This is a genomic window from Heminiphilus faecis (assembly GCF_008728965.1).
In the GTDB taxonomy this organism is placed as follows: Bacteria; Bacteroidota; Bacteroidia; order Bacteroidales; family Muribaculaceae; genus Muribaculum; species Muribaculum faecis.
Genome location: NZ_VSMC01000008.1, coordinates 105,541 through 122,787 on the forward strand (window position 1 = coordinate 105,541; position 17,247 = coordinate 122,787).

At 52.3% G+C, this 17,247-nt stretch carries 13 protein-coding genes, 1 tRNA gene and 1 pseudogene; 4 read left to right on the forward strand and 11 right to left on the reverse strand.

Annotated elements, in window-relative coordinates:
* Window positions 1–252 precede the first annotated feature (252 nt).
* Window positions 253–1,398 (reverse strand): mechanosensitive ion channel family protein, encoded by a 1,146-nt coding sequence (locus tag FW767_RS05120; RefSeq protein ID WP_121698533.1) that lies wholly within the window; start codon window positions 1,396–1,398, stop codon window positions 253–255.
* Window positions 1,399–1,426: 28 nt separating this feature from the next.
* Complete coding sequence (locus FW767_RS05125; protein ID WP_121698532.1) at window positions 1,427–2,599, reverse strand: clostripain-related cysteine peptidase; 1,173 nt, start codon at window positions 2,597–2,599, stop codon at window positions 1,427–1,429.
* 134 nt (window positions 2,600–2,733) lie between these two features.
* On the opposite strand from FW767_RS05125, the gene FW767_RS05130 reads away from it, so the two are divergent.
* Window positions 2,734–3,555, forward strand: a complete 822-nt coding sequence (locus FW767_RS05130; RefSeq protein ID WP_121698531.1) for a tetratricopeptide repeat protein — start codon at window positions 2,734–2,736, stop codon at window positions 3,553–3,555.
* Window positions 3,556–3,581: 26 nt separating this feature from the next.
* Here FW767_RS05130 and FW767_RS05135 read toward each other — a convergent pair whose 3' ends face one another.
* From FW767_RS05135 to serC, 5 genes are all read right to left on the reverse strand, one after another.
* The gene (locus FW767_RS05135) at window positions 3,582–4,235 is read right to left on the reverse strand and encodes a DUF6291 domain-containing protein (protein WP_150980386.1); all 654 of its coding nucleotides are present in this window, start codon (window positions 4,233–4,235) and stop codon (window positions 3,582–3,584) included.
* Between the two features lie 223 nt (window positions 4,236–4,458).
* Complete coding sequence (locus FW767_RS05140; RefSeq protein WP_235898060.1) at window positions 4,459–4,677, reverse strand: hypothetical protein; 219 nt, start codon at window positions 4,675–4,677, stop codon at window positions 4,459–4,461.
* Window positions 4,678–5,060: 383 nt separating this feature from the next.
* Window positions 5,061–5,132 (reverse strand) — tRNA-Met (locus FW767_RS05145).
* Between the two features lie 293 nt (window positions 5,133–5,425).
* Entirely contained in the window at window positions 5,426–6,346 is a 921-nt protein-coding gene (locus FW767_RS05150) for an NAD(P)-dependent oxidoreductase (protein WP_121698528.1), read from the reverse strand.
* A 13-nt stretch (window positions 6,347–6,359) separates the two neighbouring features.
* Window positions 6,360–7,427, reverse strand: a complete 1,068-nt coding sequence (serC, locus tag FW767_RS05155; RefSeq protein ID WP_121698527.1) for a 3-phosphoserine/phosphohydroxythreonine transaminase — start codon at window positions 7,425–7,427, stop codon at window positions 6,360–6,362.
* Between the two features lie 294 nt (window positions 7,428–7,721).
* Between serC and bioA the strand changes: the two are divergent.
* Window positions 7,722–8,975 (forward strand): annotated as a pseudogene (bioA, locus tag FW767_RS05160) (adenosylmethionine--8-amino-7-oxononanoate transaminase); the annotation flags it as partial.
* A 73-nt stretch (window positions 8,976–9,048) separates the two neighbouring features.
* Entirely contained in the window at window positions 9,049–11,520 is a 2,472-nt protein-coding gene (locus FW767_RS05165; RefSeq protein ID WP_121698525.1) for a bifunctional UDP-N-acetylmuramoyl-tripeptide:D-alanyl-D-alanine ligase/alanine racemase, read from the forward strand.
* Here FW767_RS05165 and tatC read toward each other — a convergent pair.
* A complete protein-coding gene (tatC, locus tag FW767_RS05170; protein WP_121698524.1) occupies window positions 11,495–12,316 on the reverse strand; it encodes a twin-arginine translocase subunit TatC in 822 nt (273 codons plus the stop codon). The two genes, FW767_RS05165 and tatC, sit on opposite strands and share 26 nt — an antisense overlap.
* On the reverse strand, window positions 12,297–12,512 hold the full coding sequence (locus FW767_RS05175; protein WP_205523821.1) for a Sec-independent protein translocase subunit TatA/TatB: 216 nt from the start codon (window positions 12,510–12,512) through the stop codon (window positions 12,297–12,299). Before FW767_RS05175 ends, tatC begins: the two co-directional genes overlap by 20 nt.
* A 138-nt stretch (window positions 12,513–12,650) precedes the next feature.
* Here FW767_RS05175 and fabD point away from each other — a divergent pair, with 138 nt between their 5' ends.
* A complete protein-coding gene (fabD, locus tag FW767_RS05180) occupies window positions 12,651–13,529 on the forward strand; it encodes an ACP S-malonyltransferase (RefSeq protein WP_121698523.1) in 879 nt (292 codons plus the stop codon).
* Window positions 13,530–13,814: 285 nt separating this feature from the next.
* Here the strand turns inward: fabD and FW767_RS05185 are convergent, their stop codons facing one another.
* The gene (locus tag FW767_RS05185) at window positions 13,815–14,270 is read right to left on the reverse strand and encodes a DIP1984 family protein (protein ID WP_121698521.1); all 456 of its coding nucleotides are present in this window, start codon (window positions 14,268–14,270) and stop codon (window positions 13,815–13,817) included.
* Window positions 14,271–14,344: 74 nt separating this feature from the next.
* Window positions 14,345–16,264 carry a family 43 glycosylhydrolase gene (locus FW767_RS13320; RefSeq protein WP_235898063.1) on the reverse strand — a complete coding sequence of 640 codons (1,920 nt, stop codon included), beginning with the start codon at window positions 16,262–16,264 and terminating at the stop codon, window positions 14,345–14,347.
* Between the last annotated feature and the right edge of the window lie 983 nt (window positions 16,265–17,247).

The window sequence follows — 17,247 nt, forward strand, 5'->3', positions numbered from 1 at the left end:
GACCGCAGTCACAAGCCTGAAGAGAGAAGAAGTCTGCGTCTTGACGTCAGGGCCGTTCATCGTGCGTAGGAAGAGAGCCACGAAAGCCACACTATCGCCAATATGCAAAAATAACAAATTTAAACCGATAAACCGCCATACCCCACCCACATTTATATTATATTAACCCTAACGCGGTTTTATGTGAGCCAGTCCGACTGGCGACATCACACCCGGTCGGCGAGTCCTTGTATACCCGCTTACAGGCTCAGGTTATTTTGCCGTAGGGTCCATGTGCACATCCAGCTGCGGGAAGGGGAAATGCAGCCCGTGTGCCGGAAGTTCGCGGTAGAAGCGCTCGTTCATGGTGTAGAAGACGTCCCAATAGTTTTCGGCACGGGTCCAAGCCCTTACGGTAAGGTCTATGCTGCTGGAGTTCAGATTGCCAAGCCTGACAAACGGTTCACGATTGACCTTTGGCATCTTGGCCAATATCTCGGCATGGTGCGCCTCGATTTTCTGGCCGAGTGTCACGGCCCGCTTGCGGTTCATAAACATACGGCGCCACCACGGTATTTTGCGCATGGCTTCAGGCGATACGTCGACAGCAACCGCCTCATCCTTAGGAGCAGTTGCGGCTTTCGCCTTTTTGCGGTCATCCTCTATATACTTCACCACGACACGCTTGTCGCTCAACAGAATATCCTTTATGGCACCAATAGCCACATCCACATCATCGCCGTAAGCTACCGACACCGTCCAGTCAACACGGCGGTAGTCCTCCTTGGAATAATTGTTGATCGAACTTGTCGACAACGGACCGTTGGGTATGATGATCTGCTTGTTATCGGGAGTATTGATTATCGTGCTGAATATCTGTATCTCCTTTACCGAGCCGGCATAGCCCTGCGCCTCGATGTAGTCGCCTATCTTGTAGGGTTTGAGGAGAAGTATGAGTACTCCGCCGGCAAAATTCTGAAGGGTGCCGCTCAAAGCCAGACCGATAGCCACACCGGCCGAGGCAAAGATGGCGAGGAACGAGCTCGTATTAATGCCCAATATGCCAATAACCGTTATTATCAGGATGAAGTACAGCAATATCCTGATAAGGCTCAGGATAAATGTCGCCAACGAGCGGTCAAGATTACGGCGCAGAAATATAGCATCGACAACTTTGTAGATCTTGGTGATGATAAACTTGCCTACATAAAACACCAATATGGCTATGGCAAGGTGGATGGCAAACTCCACCAGCCCGTTCACCATACGCGACATAAGATCGTCCAGCGACATGGACTCAAGAGCTTTCAGACCGCCTGTCTTAACGGCTGCAATAGAATCGGACACCGCCGTGTTATCAGGTGCGGCAAACTGCGAGGCGGCTCCGCCTACAAGCTGATCAAACTGGGTATTAAACATAGACGATTACAGACAATACAATAGGGTTTTAATTCCCGAAAGCGGGCGACACCACGTCATTCCACCACCTCAAATCATAATAACCTTTAGTTGAAGCGACATAGTCATCCGTTCCGGTGATTATATAACTTGAAACACCGTTGCAGTGTATTAAGTTTATTTCGCCGCCCCACATTGAAGGGGTATTGTCGGTGTACAGCACAAAATCAGACATGGCCCGGTCAAAGGAGCCGAGCAACGACGAGTCATCGGTAAGTGACTTCACATAGTGTGCGAAGTCATAAAAGCGGTTGCCATAAGTGCGCCCGTAGCCATACTGCTGCTGAGAATAACCGTCAGCCGGCACTTTATTGACAGCCAGCACGTTCTTGTATGCGGCTGCCACGGCGTCGATTTTCGACATATCATATAGTGAAATCGCTATGCTGCGGTCACTCCCCGACTTGGCGTCGTAATAGTCAAATGTATTTTTTGCCACCTGACGCAGGTCAGGCACCTTGGAGAAAAAGCACGGTACATTCTCTTCGTAAGGCATACCGGCCAAAGGGGTCTCGGTAGGTGAAGCCACGACGTAGCGCGCCGCGTCCTTCACTTCATACAATGACTCGATGTTGCCCATGAAGCAGCAGTCAAAGTATATGAACAACAGATGCTGGTCGTCAAGCGCACGAGCAAGGTCGGGAATGGCCATCTCTTTGGCTTTCGACCCCTTGCCCTCCGACTCGTCTACACCCCATGACCTTCCTTCGGGGCTCTTGCCGTTGTCAATCATCCATCCGCTGGCATGGCTCCACAGCACCAGACCGTACTCATCGGCCGAAGCCACCGTGCGCATGTCGTCAAGCACACCGCGCATCACAGCCACCGATACCGGACTGCCCTCACCCTCGTAGCGGCGCAGGGTCACGACCCCGTCGCGCGTTATCTCCTTCAACTCGGGCACCATGCCGCTGCCGGCATGATATACCAGCAGACGGCCCCCTTCATCAAGAGCGCCGGCCTGCACTGCCGATGTCATTTCACGAATGTCTTCGATGTCCCAGCGGCGCGAGGAATAGGAGCCGTCGCCGAGACTGTTGGCGGCAGCCATATATACAAGTACCGTACGCGAAACTCCTGCTGGTTGCTCCGGACCGTCATGGCCACCGCACCCTACAAGCACAAGAGTTATGAGTGATGTGATAATGTATCGTAGTTTCATAATGTACAAAATTACAAAATCTTTTCCGTAGATTGCCAAAATAAGCTAATTATAACATTTTAAAACCTATAAAGAGAGGCTAATCGACAAATTAAAATGTAACTTTGCAACCGTCAAAAACATATTAACCAATCATGACTTCACGAATCAGAATGTCCATAATACTGCTGCTGATACCAGTAATGCTTTCGGCACAGAGCTATCTCGAACTTGTCGAACTCGCCGATAAATCCATAGCCGAGGGCGACTGGAGCGGCGCGGAAACCAACCTGCTCGAAGCGATAAGTCTGCGGCCCGAGGACCCTACCAACATCCTTCTGCTATCCAATCTCGGCATAGTACAGTATAACCTCGGCAAGGACAGTCTGGCTCTGGCGTCGCTTGACCAAGCCCACCGGCGTGCGCCCAAGTCCGTGACAGTACTGCTCAACCGCGCCGAAGTGCTCACGGCGATAGGACGCGATGACGAAGCCTACCGCGACTACACTACTGTCATAAGCCTTGACTCCACCCTTACCGAACCACGCTACATGCATGCCATCATGTCGCTCCGACGCGGTGACTTCAACACATCGCTGGCCGACTGCAAGGCTCTCGAGCAAATGTCGCCGGCAAGCGAAGAGGCCAACACGGCCTTCGGCTCATACTACTCGGCCACAGAACAATGGGACAAGGCCCTGCCCTACTATACCGCCTTGCTCGAAAAACAGCCCACAACCCACATTTACGGTGCACGCGCCGTATGCTATCTTATGCTGCAAAGGCTCAACGAAGCATCGGCCGACATCAATTCGGGGCTTGCTCTTGACCCTAAAGACGGCGAATTATACATGTACCGGGCATACCTCAACAAAATGCGCTTCGAAATCGATGCAGCCCGTGAAGACCTGCGCAAAGCCATCGAACTCGGCATTGACCGACGCCGGGCCATGGAGGTACTCCCGGCCACCGACTGACATATGTCGCGAAATCAACACAAACATCAGTACTCCATGCGTTGGAAGCGTCGGCTCCTGCGCCCCATCATCAGCATCGACGACATCATGTAGCGCTCAAACTCGAGACGGTAGTCTTCGAGGCAGTCGACGGCAACGCGCCTGTTGTTGAGCAGGTACGTGTCGTAAGTGGGGATGTGGCCGGTGATGAAGTCGACACCCACATGGTGGTAATCGGCCAGACCCTGAAGGAAAGAGGTGTCGCGGAGCATGAGCGGACGCCAAGCCTCGATCATGTCCCAGTCGTTGCACACCTCCTGACCCGGATAGCTGAGCGAGTGGCTGCGGCGGTAACCCGGCAAGGCCTTGTAGTAGTCGGCGGTGACGGGAGACGAGGGTGTAGGAGTAGCGGGCTTGGTGGATTCTGTGGGTTTTATAGGACTAATTGGTCTAATTGGACTAATAGAGCCTCTTGAGGTCGAGAGGGCTTTCTGACGGCGGCGTTCGCGGGCCCGGGCGTTGACACGCTTGCGGCGGTCGATGACGGCCTTGGCGAAGAGAAAGCCCATCATAGAGGCGGGGTCGAGGCCGACGGGCATGGTGTCGGTATTCTGATAGTGGCGGATGGCCTCGGTGAGACGGGCCTGACTGCGGGCGTCGAGGTGTGAGATGGCCTCGCTCCATTCTTGGTCAAATTTCATAGCACGGCGGGGTTTATGGGTGTGTTTTCAACCACAAAGATAATACACGCGAGGACCCGATTTATGCACAATCGGGCGTAAAGGGCATTTTTAACAATTACAGGGGGATTCTATAGGGCTAATTGGTCTAATTAGGCCAATAGAGGACGTCATGACCGGTGTTTCGAACCCGTCCGCGGCCGACATAATGAATCGATATCACTAATCGGCATATCCGCCATGATTAATTTTTAAATCGTTTCATATATGCTTTAATCCTTCGGATACCCTCTGCACCAAGTATAGTAATACCTCCATACTGCGCCGTTTTTGCCATTCCGAAAAACAAGGCCCAAAGCACCCCTTTTGCAGTAGCGCTTATAGGGAGTGCCATCTGCGCAAAAGACAAGATATAGAAGGGGATACATGCCAGTAATACGATGACTCCCGTCTTGAATGACATCTTTTTCAGATGATTATTCAACCAATATCTGATTTTGTGAAATATTTTTCGACCCATCAATTGTATATGAAGTGAGCTAAGCTCATTTATAGTTCTAAAAGACTAATGGCGGACTACATGGCCCGTATTTTGGGATCAACGTAAAAATGCGGTTGTCAACCAACGACTATATATGTGGTAAGGACGCCAGTACCACGGCGTCAGGCTGCGACCCGCACGGTCTCTTGTACGGCCTCCGGCTTCGCGGGCGCCGTACTACTGGCGCCCCTACATATCTGTTGCATTTAACACTTCAACCGGGTTTTGAATCTGACCCGCCCGAACTGCAAGCGGGAACAGGAAAGAGGCAAATAGAAAAGGCTTGCGATTGCAAGCCTTCTTAGTGGCGGGGACAGGACTCGAACCTGTGACCTTTGGGTTATGAGCCCAACGAGCTACCACTGCTCCACCCCGCGATGTTGTTTTGTGAGTGCAAAGGTAGAAAGTTTTTCTGAATTATCCAAACTGCAGATACAGAACACTCCGTTTTTAACCTCTTTTAATATAAATCACAGATATAACCGACATGAATACATGAAATAGGCAGGTCATCAGTATCGGTGTCGTATGTACGATAGACATGGCTGTCGCCGCCGGCAAAGGGTATGCGGGCTATGGGCGGCTTATGCCCAAAAGCAAATAACGAGGAAATAAAAAGGCGTCAGGGATGTGTGACACCCTGACGCCTTGGTATGAGCAGTAAACAAGACTATTTGTTTACTTGGTATTTGTTGATGCCGTCGCGAAGATAATCTACCACCTGACGGGCGGCGGCAATACCGGCGTTGATGTTAGCTTCGGCTGTCTGTGCGCCCATCTTCTTCGGCGTGAAGAAGACACGGTCGCCAAACCGGGCTTTGAGCTCTTCGGCGCTGTCAGGCTTGACGTCGGCCACATACTTGAGGTCGGCACGCGCTTCAAGGGCTTTATCAAGACCTTCTTCGTCAATCACCTCCTTGCGGGCCGTATTGATGAGCACCCCACCCTTGGGCATCTTCGTTATAAGGTCGAAACCGATGCTCTTTTTGGTTTCGGGAGTAGCGGGAATGTGTATCGACACGAAGTCATTGCCGGCATAAAGCTCCTCAACGGAGTGGACAGGCTTAATGCCGTCGGCAACCATAACATCATCAGGACAATAAGGATCGTAAGCCGAAACCTCCATACCTACTCCTTTGGCGATACGGGCAACGTTGCGCCCCACCTGACCGTAAGCCTGAAGACCGAGGCGTTTGCCTTTCATCTCCGTGCCGGAAGTGCCGTTATACATATTGCGCACGGCCATGACAGCCATACCGAATACCAGTTCGGCAACGGCATTGGAGTTCTGGCCCGGAGTATTTTCAACCACAACGCCGTGGGCTGTGGCAGCAGCGAGGTCCACATTGTCATATCCGGCGCCTGCGCGCACTACAATCCTGAGCCTCTTTGCCGCGTCGAGCACTTCGGCATCAATGACATCGCTACGTATGATGACCGCATCGGCATCGGCAACGGCGCCAAGCAGGTCAGCCTTTGAAGAGTATTTCTCAAGCAGTTGAAGTTCATAGCCTGACTCTGCGATAACCTTACGTATACCGTCGACCGCAACAGCGGCAAACGGTTTTTCAGTAGCTACAAGTACTTTCATAGTCAATGGAGGATTAATGATTTTTCTCAAATTCCTTCATGGCATCGACAAGCACCTTAACACTCTCCAAGGGAAGAGCGTTATAGAGCGATGCACGGAAACCGCCTACCGAACGGTGACCCTTTATGCCGACAATGCCTTTTGTGGAAGCGAAGTCGATGAACTCCTTGTCAAGGCCGTCATACTCGGGCTTCATGACAAAGCATACATTCATGATAGAACGGTCCTCGGGAGCGACAGTACCGACAAACATGCGGCTTGAGTCGATAGCCTCATAAAGCATCTCGGCCTTTGCAAGGTCGCGTCGCTGCATCTCCTCAACGCCACCCAACTCTTTATAATGTCTAAGAGTCTGGAGCGCGGAGTATATAGGCAGCACGGGAGGAGTATTGAACATAGATCCTTTCTTTACATGGGTGCGGTAGTCAAGCATCGTGGGTATAGCCCGGTCTACGTTGCCGAGCGCATCTTCCTTTACAATAACTATTGTGACACCTGCGGGAGCAAGATTTTTCTGTGCGCCGGCATAAATGACATCATACTTTGACACATCCACGGGACGAGAGAAAATGTCGCTCGACATGTCGGCCACGAGAGGCACTTTCACATCGGGATCATGACGCAACTCGGTGCCGTAAATAGTATTATTGGTAGTATAGTGGAAGTAATCGGCATCTTCGGGTACGGTAAAGCCCTTAGGTATGAAAGTGTAGTTCTTGTCTTTGCTTGAAGCCACGACATCGACCTCGCCAAACAGACGAGCCTCCTTTATGGCATTGGACGCCCAAGTACCGGTATCGAGATAGGCGGCTTTTTTCTTCAACAGGTTGTAAGGCACCATGCAGAACTGCATCGACGCTCCTCCCCCGAGAAAAAGCACTTGATAGCCGGCAGGCACATCAAGAAGTTCTTTCACGAGTTGCTGCGCCTCATCCATGACAGCGACAAACTCCTTACTGCGGTGAGAGACTTCAAGGATTGACAATCCGGTACCCGCGAAGTCCTTGATGGCTTCAGCTGTATTCTTTATAGTGTACTCACTAAGAATTGATGGCCCGGCATAAAAATTATGCTTTTTCATAAATTTTATAGTTAATGATTATCGTTAGGCTTGCAAATTTAATGAATTTCCCCTATTCGTGTCAACAAAAAACGTCAAAAACCGGCATTTTCTTTCATTTTTCATCATAATCAGTCTATTTGGCGGCATTTTTACACTTCAAAAGACACATTGCCATACATAATAACAGATATACCGTCAGTTCAGCGGCAAAAGTGAATATGCGATTTAGTCATTGCATAATATTACCGCATATATTAACTTTGCGTACCGTAAAACAGAATTATGACCGATCATTCCACACTCCACGACCCTTGGGACCATGACCATCTGTGGCATCCCTATACCTCGACCATAGACCCGCTGCCCACCTACAAAGTCGACTCGGCAAGCGGCTCCACGATAACCCTTGCCGACGGCACACGCCTTATAGACGGCATGTCGTCATGGTGGTGCACAATACACGGCTACAACCATCCGAGCATCAACGCGGCCGCAACCCGACAGATAGAAAAAATGTCGCATGTGATGTTTGGCGGCTTCACCCATGAACCGGCCATCGAACTTGGCAAAAAGCTGCTTGCCATGGCACCTCCGTCGATGAACAACATATTTTATGCCGACTCGGGCTCGGTGGCCGTAGAAGTAGCCATGAAAATGGCAATACAGGCGGCCATATCGCGAAGCGGCAGCCATGACAAGAGCAACTTCGTGACGATACGGTCGGGGTATCACGGCGACACATGGAACGCCATGAGCGTATGCGATCCGGTGACAGGCATGCACGGCGCGTTCGGACCGGCACTGCCTATAAGATATTTCGTCGAGGCCCCATCGACAGGATTTTACGAAGAATGGCGTCCTGAGTCGACAGCCCAACTCGAAACCGTGCTGCGGGAACACCACGACGACATAGCCGCACTCATACTCGAGCCTATAGTGCAGGGAGCGGGCGGCATGCGGTTTTACCATCCGCAGTACCTTCGCGAAGCCCGCAAACTATGTGACCGCTACGGGGTATACCTGATATTTGACGAGATAGCCACAGGCTTCTGGAGGACAGGCCGGCGCTTTGCATGGGAATGGGCCGGGACCGAACCCGACATAATGTGCATAGGCAAAGGGCTTACGGCGGGCTACCTGACCATGAGCGCCGTACTTACGACGAAGGATGTGGCCGACACCATATCGCGCGGCGAAGCCGGAGTCATGATGCACGGCCCCACGTTCATGGCCAATCCTCTCGCCTGTGCCATAGCGTGTGAGTCATTACGTCTGCTGGAGTCGCAGGACATGCCGGCATGCATAGCCCGCATAGAGGAGATAATGAAGCGCGAACTCGCCCCCGCCCGTAATATCGATCGGGTGAAAGAGGTCAGAGTGCTCGGCACGATCGGCGTCGTCGAAATGAAAGAGCCGGTGGATGTGGGCGCATTTCAGAAGCGATGTGTGGAGCGGGGCATATGGGTGCGTCCGTTTGGCCGCAACGTATACATCATGCCTCCCTATGTGATAACCGACGAGGAGCTGACCGGCCTGTGCCGCACGATGCTCGACATACTTCCCTGACACAAAGCCAACAAAACGGCGCGTTCAAGTGTTAAAAAATCATCTCATCATGTTAAAAAACGACATTTCTACAATGAAGTATACGATCAGCCAGATATCGGAGATACTTGAGTTAAAAGCTCCTGCATTTCTACTGCACACAATATCGGTGCTGCTTACCGACTCGCGCTCAGTCACCTACCCGAGCGAGTCGCTGTTTTTCGCATTGCGCACGCGCAACAACGACGGCCACCGCTATATAAAGGAACTTATAGAAAAAGGAGTGCGCAACTTCATTGTCGACAATGTGCCGGTCAACGTGGTGGGCACGCCCAATGTAAACTTTCTCGTGGTGAAGGATGTGAAAAAGGCCCTTCACACGATAGCCCGGCACCACCGCATGCAGTACGGCATACCGGTCATAGGCATAACAGGCAGCCGCGGCAAGACCACCTTGAAAGAATGGCTCTACCAGCTGCTGCAGCCCGACTACCGCATAGTCAGAAGTCCGCGAAGCTTCAACAGCCAGATAGGGGTGCCCCTTTCGCTGTGGGAGATGAACCGCGACAGCGAGATAGGCATATTTGAGGCGGGAATATCGCTGAGCGGCGAGATGAAAGAGCTCCAAGCCATGATACAGCCCACTCTCGGCATACTCACCAACATAGGAGGAGAACATGCCGAGGGGTTTCCGTCGAAGCGCGATAAATGCCGCGAGAAGATAAGGTTGTTCAAGGAGTGCGAGTGCGTCATATACTGCAGCGACGACCCGCTCATAAGAGAGGTCATGGAGGAGGAAGAGATAGCGGCGCGGCATCTCGACTGGTCAGTGACCGACCCTGACGCCACCGTAAAGGTCACGATAAACAAGCGCAGCGACGGTAGCACGGGCATAAAATGTCACATCAACGGGGCCGACCATGAGGCATCGATCAACTTCAACGACCCGGCATCGATAGAAAATGCCGTAGGAGCCATCATAGCCCTTATATATTTAGGTGTGGCGCCTGAAAAGATAGCCGCACGCATGGAACGTCTAACCCCTGTCGGCACACGACTCAACGTCATCGAAGGAGTCAACGACTGCATGCTCATATACGACTCGTACACGGGCGACTACCATTCGCTCAGTCCGGCGCTCGACTTCATGCAGAGGCGCGCCACCGCCGACCGCACATCGACCGTGATACTCAGCGACGTCATGCACGAGACCATGACGTCGGAAAACATGTACAGCAACATAGCCCACCTACTCAAGCAAAAAGGGGTGACACGCATAATCGGCATCGGCGAGGAGATATCGCGCCACGCTCCCTACTTCAACCAAAACTCCAAGTTTTACCGATCGACCGAGGAATTTCTTTCCAACACGACGCCCAACGACTTCAGCCATGAACTGATACTGATAAAGGGCTCCGACGACTTCGGATTTCACCGGCTGAGCGAAGTGCTCGAAGCACGTCAGCACGAGACGGTGCTTGAGGTCAATCTCGACGCCGTGGTGCACAACTTCAACAACTTCCGCTCGCGCATAAAGCCCACGACAGGCATAGTGGCTATGGTGAAGGCATCAGGTTACGGAGCCGGCTCTTACGAGCTGGCCAAGACACTGCAGTCGCAGGGTGCGGCCTATCTGGCCGTAGCCGTAGCCGACGAGGGCGTTGACCTGCGCAAGGCCGGCATAACCATGCCCATCATGGTGCTCAACCCGCGTGTGGTCAACTACACCACTCTCTTTGACTGCCGTCTGGAACCGGAGATATACTCGTTCGAGATACTTGAGGAATTTATCAGAGAGGGTCGGCGCCACGGCATACATGACTACCCGGTACACATAAAACTCGACACCGGCATGCACCGGTTGGGATTTCTCGAAGCCGACATGCCCCGGCTGAAAAAAGTACTTCAGTCACAGGACGTGCTCACACCGAAGTCGGTGTTCAGCCATCTGGCCGCCGCCGACTCACCGGAGATGGATGACTATACGATGGAACAGTTCGAGATTTTCGCACGATGCAGCGAGTCGCTCCAGCGCGGCTTCAGCCACCATATACTGCGCCATATCCTCAACTCGACCGGCATAACACGCTTTCCGGAGCACCAATATGACATGGTGCGCCTCGGAATATGCCTTTACGGCATACCCACCATGCCCGACCACTCTCAGGGCGATCTGCGTCCGGTAAGCACACTGCGCACATCGGTCATATCAATAAAAGAGTGGCCCGCCGGCACCACCATCGGCTACTCGCGCAAAGGACTTCTGCACCGACGCTCGCGCATAGCCACCCTACCCATAGGCTACGCCGACGGACTTAACCGTCACTTGGGCTACGGCAATGCGGCGGTGTGGATCAACGGACGCCGATGTCCTACAGTAGGAAGCATATGCATGGATGTGTGTATGGTCGACGTCACCGACACCCCCTGCAAAGTGGGCGACACGGTGGAGGTATTCGGCCACAACATATCGGTCATAGAACTGGCCGACATACTCGGCACGATACCTTACGAAATACTGACTTCCGTGGCGTCGCGCGTCAAGAGGGTATATTATCGGGAGTGACAGCCTGAGCTTTCGCCTTGTCAGCCGACGGCACCAGAAGCGCCCCGAACTCCCAAAGCAGATAGACCGGCAGAAAGACCACGGCAAGCGTAAACGGGTCGCCTGTAGGGGTAATGAAGGCCGCCACGACAAGCAGCACGACTATGGCATGACGCCGGTAGCGGTTGAAAAGCCCGCGGTGAACTATGCCGAGCCTGCCGAGAAGCCAGCAGAGCAACGGAAGTTCAAAGACAAGCCCCATGATGAAAATCATCATCAGAAAATTGTCCATATAGGAATCAAGCGATATATGATTGGGCACGGCGGCACTCACCTGATAGTCGGCGAGAAACCGCAATGTGATAGGAAAAACCAGCAGATAACCCACCGCAAGCCCGGCAAAAAACATAAAGTTGCCGAGGATAAAGGCCGTTTTCACCCCGCGGCGCTCATGACTGTACAAGGCCGGGCTGACAAACGTCCACAGCAGATACATTATGACCGGACACGAAAGCACCAGCGCCAGCCAGAACGAAGAGGACACATGGATAAAAAACTGCGACGCCAGTTTTATATTGACTATCGTCACTGAAAAGTCGCCGGCACCGAGCAGCCCGTAAAGCCAGAAATCGGGACGGCACGGAGCCATAATAACCTCGTCGAAGAGCCGCGGCATGACGGAAAAAAGCAGCGCTGTCAGCACTACGACCACCCCGGCGGCGCGCAACAGCACCCCACGCAGAGCATCGGCATGGTCCCAAAACGACATCTCTTCCTGACGGCCCTTCTTTAGAGCTTCATCGGTCGCTGTCGCCATCTGATTTTTTGTCGGTCGGCTTTGTTATCTCATCCTGTATGTCATTCATGCCCTGCTTGAAGCTGCTGACACCCTTCCCGAGGCCGCGCATCAGTTCCGGAATCTTGCGTCCGCCGAAAAACAGGAGCACCACCAATGCTATGATAAGTAATTCGGCTATGCCGAGATTGCCGAATAAAAGAGGTATAATGTTCATTGTCAATGATTAAATTTAATATATCTGCACTTTCAATAAGCGTAAAGGTACGAATTTAATCGCATATTGTCGCAATTATGGAAAAAAATCCGTAATTTTGCAGCCTGATTTAACATATAATCCAATCACTTAAAGATTATGAAAGCATTTGTTTTCCCCGGTCAAGGGGCACAATTCGTAGGCATGGGCAAAGACCTCTACGACAACAACCCCGTTGCCCGCGAAATGTTTGAAAAGGCCAACGACATCCTCGGCTTCCGCATTACCGACCTCATGTTTAACGGTACCGATGAAGATCTTCGCCAGACCAAGGTGACCCAACCTGCCATATTTCTGCACTCGGTAATACTTGCCAAGACTCTTGAAAACGAAATCAAACCCGACATGACCGCCGGCCATTCGCTCGGCGAGTTTTCGGCTCTTGTAGCAGCAGGCGCATTGAGCTTTGAAGACGGCCTGCGTCTTGTAAGCGCCCGTGCCCAAGCCATGCAGAAAGCATGTGAGCTCAAACCCTCGACTATGGCCGCTGTGCTCGCACTCTCCGACGAGACAGTCGAGGAGATATGCGCCTCGGTTGACGGAGTGGTTGTATGTGCCAACTATAACTGCCCCGGCCAGCTCGTAATATCGGGCGAGGAAGCCGCTATCGACGCCGCATGCGAGAAAGCCCTCGCCGCCGGTGCCAAGCGTGCGCTCAAACTGAAAGTAGGCGGTGCGTTCCACAGCCCCTGCATGGAACCCGCACGTGCCGAACTTGCCGAAGCCATCGAAAAGACTCCGGTACACGCTCCCGTATGTCCCGTATACCAGAACGTAGACGCCAAGCCCCATACCGACCCCGCCGAAATCAAGGCCAACCTTGTAGCACAGCTTACCGCTCCCGTACGCTGGACACAGACCGTGCAGAACATGGTTGCCGACGGAGCCACCGAATTTATCGAAATAGGTCCGGGCAAAGTGCTTCAGGGTCTTATAGGCAAGATAGCCCGCGGCATGGAAGTTTCCGGCCGTCAGTAACAACAACAGCCCCAAGTTATATTTTTCAACCATAATAAAAAGGAAGCGCGAAACTGCGCTTCCTTTTTTTGCCCTCTGCCCGTCCCTCACATAGGACCGCGGCCGACACGCGGTAGTGCTTAATGAATATCCGCGGCTGAAGCGGAATGTGCATAATGCGCCTGTACGCCATGCTGAACTTTACGCTGTGAACATCTGCTTCCGTTCCGAAAAGCTCCATGATTGCCGGCAACCCCGGCGGGTTTGTGTCCCAACCACGGCCCTATGTTACACCTTATTATATTATTACTTCAGCTCCACTGTCCAGTTTAAGCCTTGAATCTTCATATCAAGTTCACGAAGACTGCGTGAATGCCCGTCAAGCTTGCGACGTGCCTCGGCCACATCGACAAGACGCACGGTCTTTATCTCGTTGCGCCCGTAGCGGTTGTCAGGCTCCGACACAAAGTCGAGCACCTCACGCATCGACGACACTCTCATGGCGAGCACATCGCGGCGCGCTATCAGTGCGGTAAGAGTCGCGCCCTCATCGTCGGCCGTAGCGAGATTGGTAACATTAATACGGTATATCAACGTTTCAAGCTGCCCCAACAGCGAGTCAAACTCTTTCTCAAGAACGGCGATATCCTCCGGAGGAGTGTCGCCTTCCTGAACTTTGGCGCTCTCTTTCATGCGCCCTTTCAACTGCGCAAGCCGCTTCTGCAGGTCGGCACGCAGGCTCAAAGCTTCAGCCAGTTTCATAATGTCGTAATCTTTAATTATTGTATCGTATTTAATAACAAAGATATAGCGATATTGTTATACCGTCGCTCACTTTATTTAGTAGGCACCACAGGCTTTATCGTGCCGTCGGCATTAAATTCGAGCCTGTCTATACATACCTGACGATGGATACCGGGCATCTTGTCCCTGTCTATATAATCAGGATGTATACGGTGATACACTATACGCCACTCATCGGTACCGGGGATATTTATTACCGAATTGTGGGCCGGACCGTAAATCTTCTTCTCGGGGTTCTGCACAAGGACATTGCACTGATCGGCCACCTTGATCTTGCCGAGCGGAGCATCGGACGTACCGTAAGCCACATGATAGTTGGGCGAGCCGGTATCGTCAACCGACCACATGAAGTAATAGACGCCATTGCGGAAGAACACATAAGGAGCCTCACGGAACGCATAAGTGTCAAGAGTACCGCCCTCAGGAGTCATAACTGTCACCGTCTCCTCCTTTATCGAGGTCAGATCATCGTTAAGCTCAGCGCCGGCCATATAACCGTTGCCCCAATAAAGGTAATATTTTCCCGTAACCGGGTCATGGAATACGTCGACATCAATCTGCTGGCCGCCGCCGACAGGCGACTTGTCCACAATAGGAGTATCGAGAGCATAAAACGGCCCCGCCGGATCGTCGGCCACAGCCACTCCGATAGCCTTACGGTTGTTCAGCGGGTTATGACCGCTGAAATAAAAATAGTATTTGTACCCGTCATCCTCCTTGCGTTCGATTATAGCCGGCGCCCATGCGTTTCCGACCGCCCACGGCACCTGCTGACCTTTGACATCAAGCATAATGCCCTCATCGGTCCAGTCGGCAAGATTATGTGAAGAGTATACACGGAAGTAATGTCCGCCCCAGCCCGGAGTGCCGTCAGTAGTCGAGTATATATAATACTTGCCGGTCTTGTTTGAGTAAATAATCTCAGGATCGGCATGGAAACCGGGCAATATAGGATTGTGCTTGTTGTCAAGAGCCGAATAAAGCGTGCTTATACCTGCGGCTGAAGCATGAATCGGGCGTATCGTACCGTCATCGTTGTACTCCAGCGGTTCAGCTATCACAGAGCGGCTGCCGCTGCCTCCACCGAGTCCGCCTATGTGAGAGAAGAAATAATTCTTTCCTTTAAACTCCACTATGGCGGGGTGAGTGGTATTGCTGTTGCCGGCCACTTCCGATATTACGCCCTGATACTCCCACGGTCCGTTGATGTCGTCGCTCATAGCATAGGCAATCTTCTCGGGCCACTGCGCCGCATAGATCAGATAATACTTGCCGCCTCTTTTATGAATCCACGGCGCTTCGGTGAAGTCGGGCACATGTACCCTCTTGATATCGCCGTCAAGTTCGAGCATGTTTTCTTTAAGTTTGGCATAGTAGCAGAGTTGGTTGCCCCAGAACAGATAAGCCTGCCCGTCGTCATCAATGAAAACGGTGGGGTCAATGCTCACCCAGCTGTGATTGGCGCCCTCGCAATCGGCCATCGTAATAAGCGGCTTGCCTATGGCATCCTTGAACGGGCCTTGCGGGGTATCGCTTACCGCCACACCTATGCCGGAGCCGTTGGTACTGATAAAGTAATAGTAACGTCCGTCGCGCTCTATACACTGGGCCGCATATGAAGCGTGTGAGCTGTCCCACTTGAAATCCTTAACGGCGAGCGGCATCGGATACTCGGTCCAGTGCTGCATGTCGGTAGTCGAGAACACGCACCAGTTGGGCATATGATAACCCGGTTTGTTGCCCGGCTCGTCGGTGCCGGTATAGAGCCAGAGCGTGTCGCCGATGACCAGCGTAGCCGGATCGGCCGTATGCTTATGTTTTATAAGCGGATTACCGGTGTTGACGAAACGATACAGAGCACTGTCGCCGTCGGCACTGATGTCGGATGCCGTCACCGTCTGAACCGAAGGCACGGCGCACATCAAAGAAAGTAAAAGAGTATGATACTTCATGTTATTTATATGAGATGAATGAATTGTCAGCTTACATAGGGCACCATCCCCTACTATCTGCAAATATAACAAGATACTTTTGTCTTACAAAATCAAATATTTGCTTTTGCGCTCGGCTTATTAACATAGTTGACTCCGTCTTAAAATGCAACAGATAGGTAGGGGCGCCAGTTCCACGGCGCCCGCGAAGCCGGACGGCCATACAAAAGACCTTGCGGGACGCAACCGGACGCCGTGGTACTGGCGTCCCTACCAACCTTATCGACGTTTAACAACCGCCGTTTTTTAATTGATATTACATACTTCTGCTCGACTTATTCGTATCGTTGACATCCGTCTTAGATTACGGATCATCTGCAAAAGCCGATTGAACGATTAAAATGCAACAGATAGGTAGGGGCGCCAGTACCACGGCGCCCGCGAAGCCGGACGGCCATACAAAAGACCATACGGGACGCAGCCGGACGCCGTGGTACTGGCGTCCCTACCAACCTTATCGACGTTTAACAACCACGTTTTTTAATTGATATTACATACTTCCGCTCGACTTATTCGTATCGTTGACATCCGTCTTAGATTACGGTTCAACTGCAAAAGCCGATTGAACGATTAAAATGCAGCAGATAGGTAGGGGCGCCAGTTCCACGGCGCCCGCGAAGCCGGATGGCCATACAAAAGACCTTGCGGGGCGAAACCGGATGGCCATACAAGAGACCATGCGGGACGCAGCCGGACGGCCATACAAGAGACCGTGCGGGGCAAAGCCGGACGCCGTGGTACTGGCGTCCCTACTAACCTTATCGACGTTTAACAACCGCGTTTTTTAATTGATATTACATACTTCCGCTCGGCTAATTGTGAAGATTCAAAATCGAAGTGCAAAAACTTTGCTTAGATAAGCAGACCAACCTCACTCCTCTCGGAGGGGGATGCCCAAGCGGCGGGGGCGGCCGAGTCCGCCCCCAAGAGTGAATCGGTAGAAA

Bases quoted from the DNA above. Each gene is read 5' to 3' on its own strand.
- FW767_RS05120 (WP_121698533.1), bottom strand. From the start codon at position 1,398: ATGTTTAATACCCAGTTTGATCAGCTTGTAGGCGGAGCCGCCTCGCAG.
- FW767_RS05125 (WP_121698532.1), bottom strand. From the start codon at position 2,599: ATGAAACTACGATACATTATCACATCACTCATAACTCTTGTGCTTGTA.
- FW767_RS05130 (WP_121698531.1), top strand. From the start codon at position 2,734: ATGACTTCACGAATCAGAATGTCCATAATACTGCTGCTGATACCAGTA.
- FW767_RS05135 (WP_150980386.1), bottom strand. From the start codon at position 4,235: ATGAAATTTGACCAAGAATGGAGCGAGGCCATCTCACACCTCGACGCC.
- FW767_RS05140 (WP_235898060.1), bottom strand. From the start codon at position 4,677: ATGTCATTCAAGACGGGAGTCATCGTATTACTGGCATGTATCCCCTTC.
- FW767_RS05150 (WP_121698528.1), bottom strand. From the start codon at position 6,346: ATGAAAGTACTTGTAGCTACTGAAAAACCGTTTGCCGCTGTTGCGGTC.
- serC (WP_121698527.1), bottom strand. From the start codon at position 7,427: ATGAAAAAGCATAATTTTTATGCCGGGCCATCAATTCTTAGTGAGTAC.
- FW767_RS05165 (WP_121698525.1), top strand. From the start codon at position 9,049: ATGAAGTATACGATCAGCCAGATATCGGAGATACTTGAGTTAAAAGCT.
- tatC (WP_121698524.1), bottom strand. From the start codon at position 12,316: ATGGCGACAGCGACCGATGAAGCTCTAAAGAAGGGCCGTCAGGAAGAG.
- FW767_RS05175 (WP_205523821.1), bottom strand. From the start codon at position 12,512: ATGAACATTATACCTCTTTTATTCGGCAATCTCGGCATAGCCGAATTA.
- fabD (WP_121698523.1), top strand. From the start codon at position 12,651: ATGAAAGCATTTGTTTTCCCCGGTCAAGGGGCACAATTCGTAGGCATG.
- FW767_RS05185 (WP_121698521.1), bottom strand. From the start codon at position 14,270: ATGAAACTGGCTGAAGCTTTGAGCCTGCGTGCCGACCTGCAGAAGCGG.
- FW767_RS13320 (WP_235898063.1), bottom strand. From the start codon at position 16,264: ATGAAGTATCATACTCTTTTACTTTCTTTGATGTGCGCCGTGCCTTCG.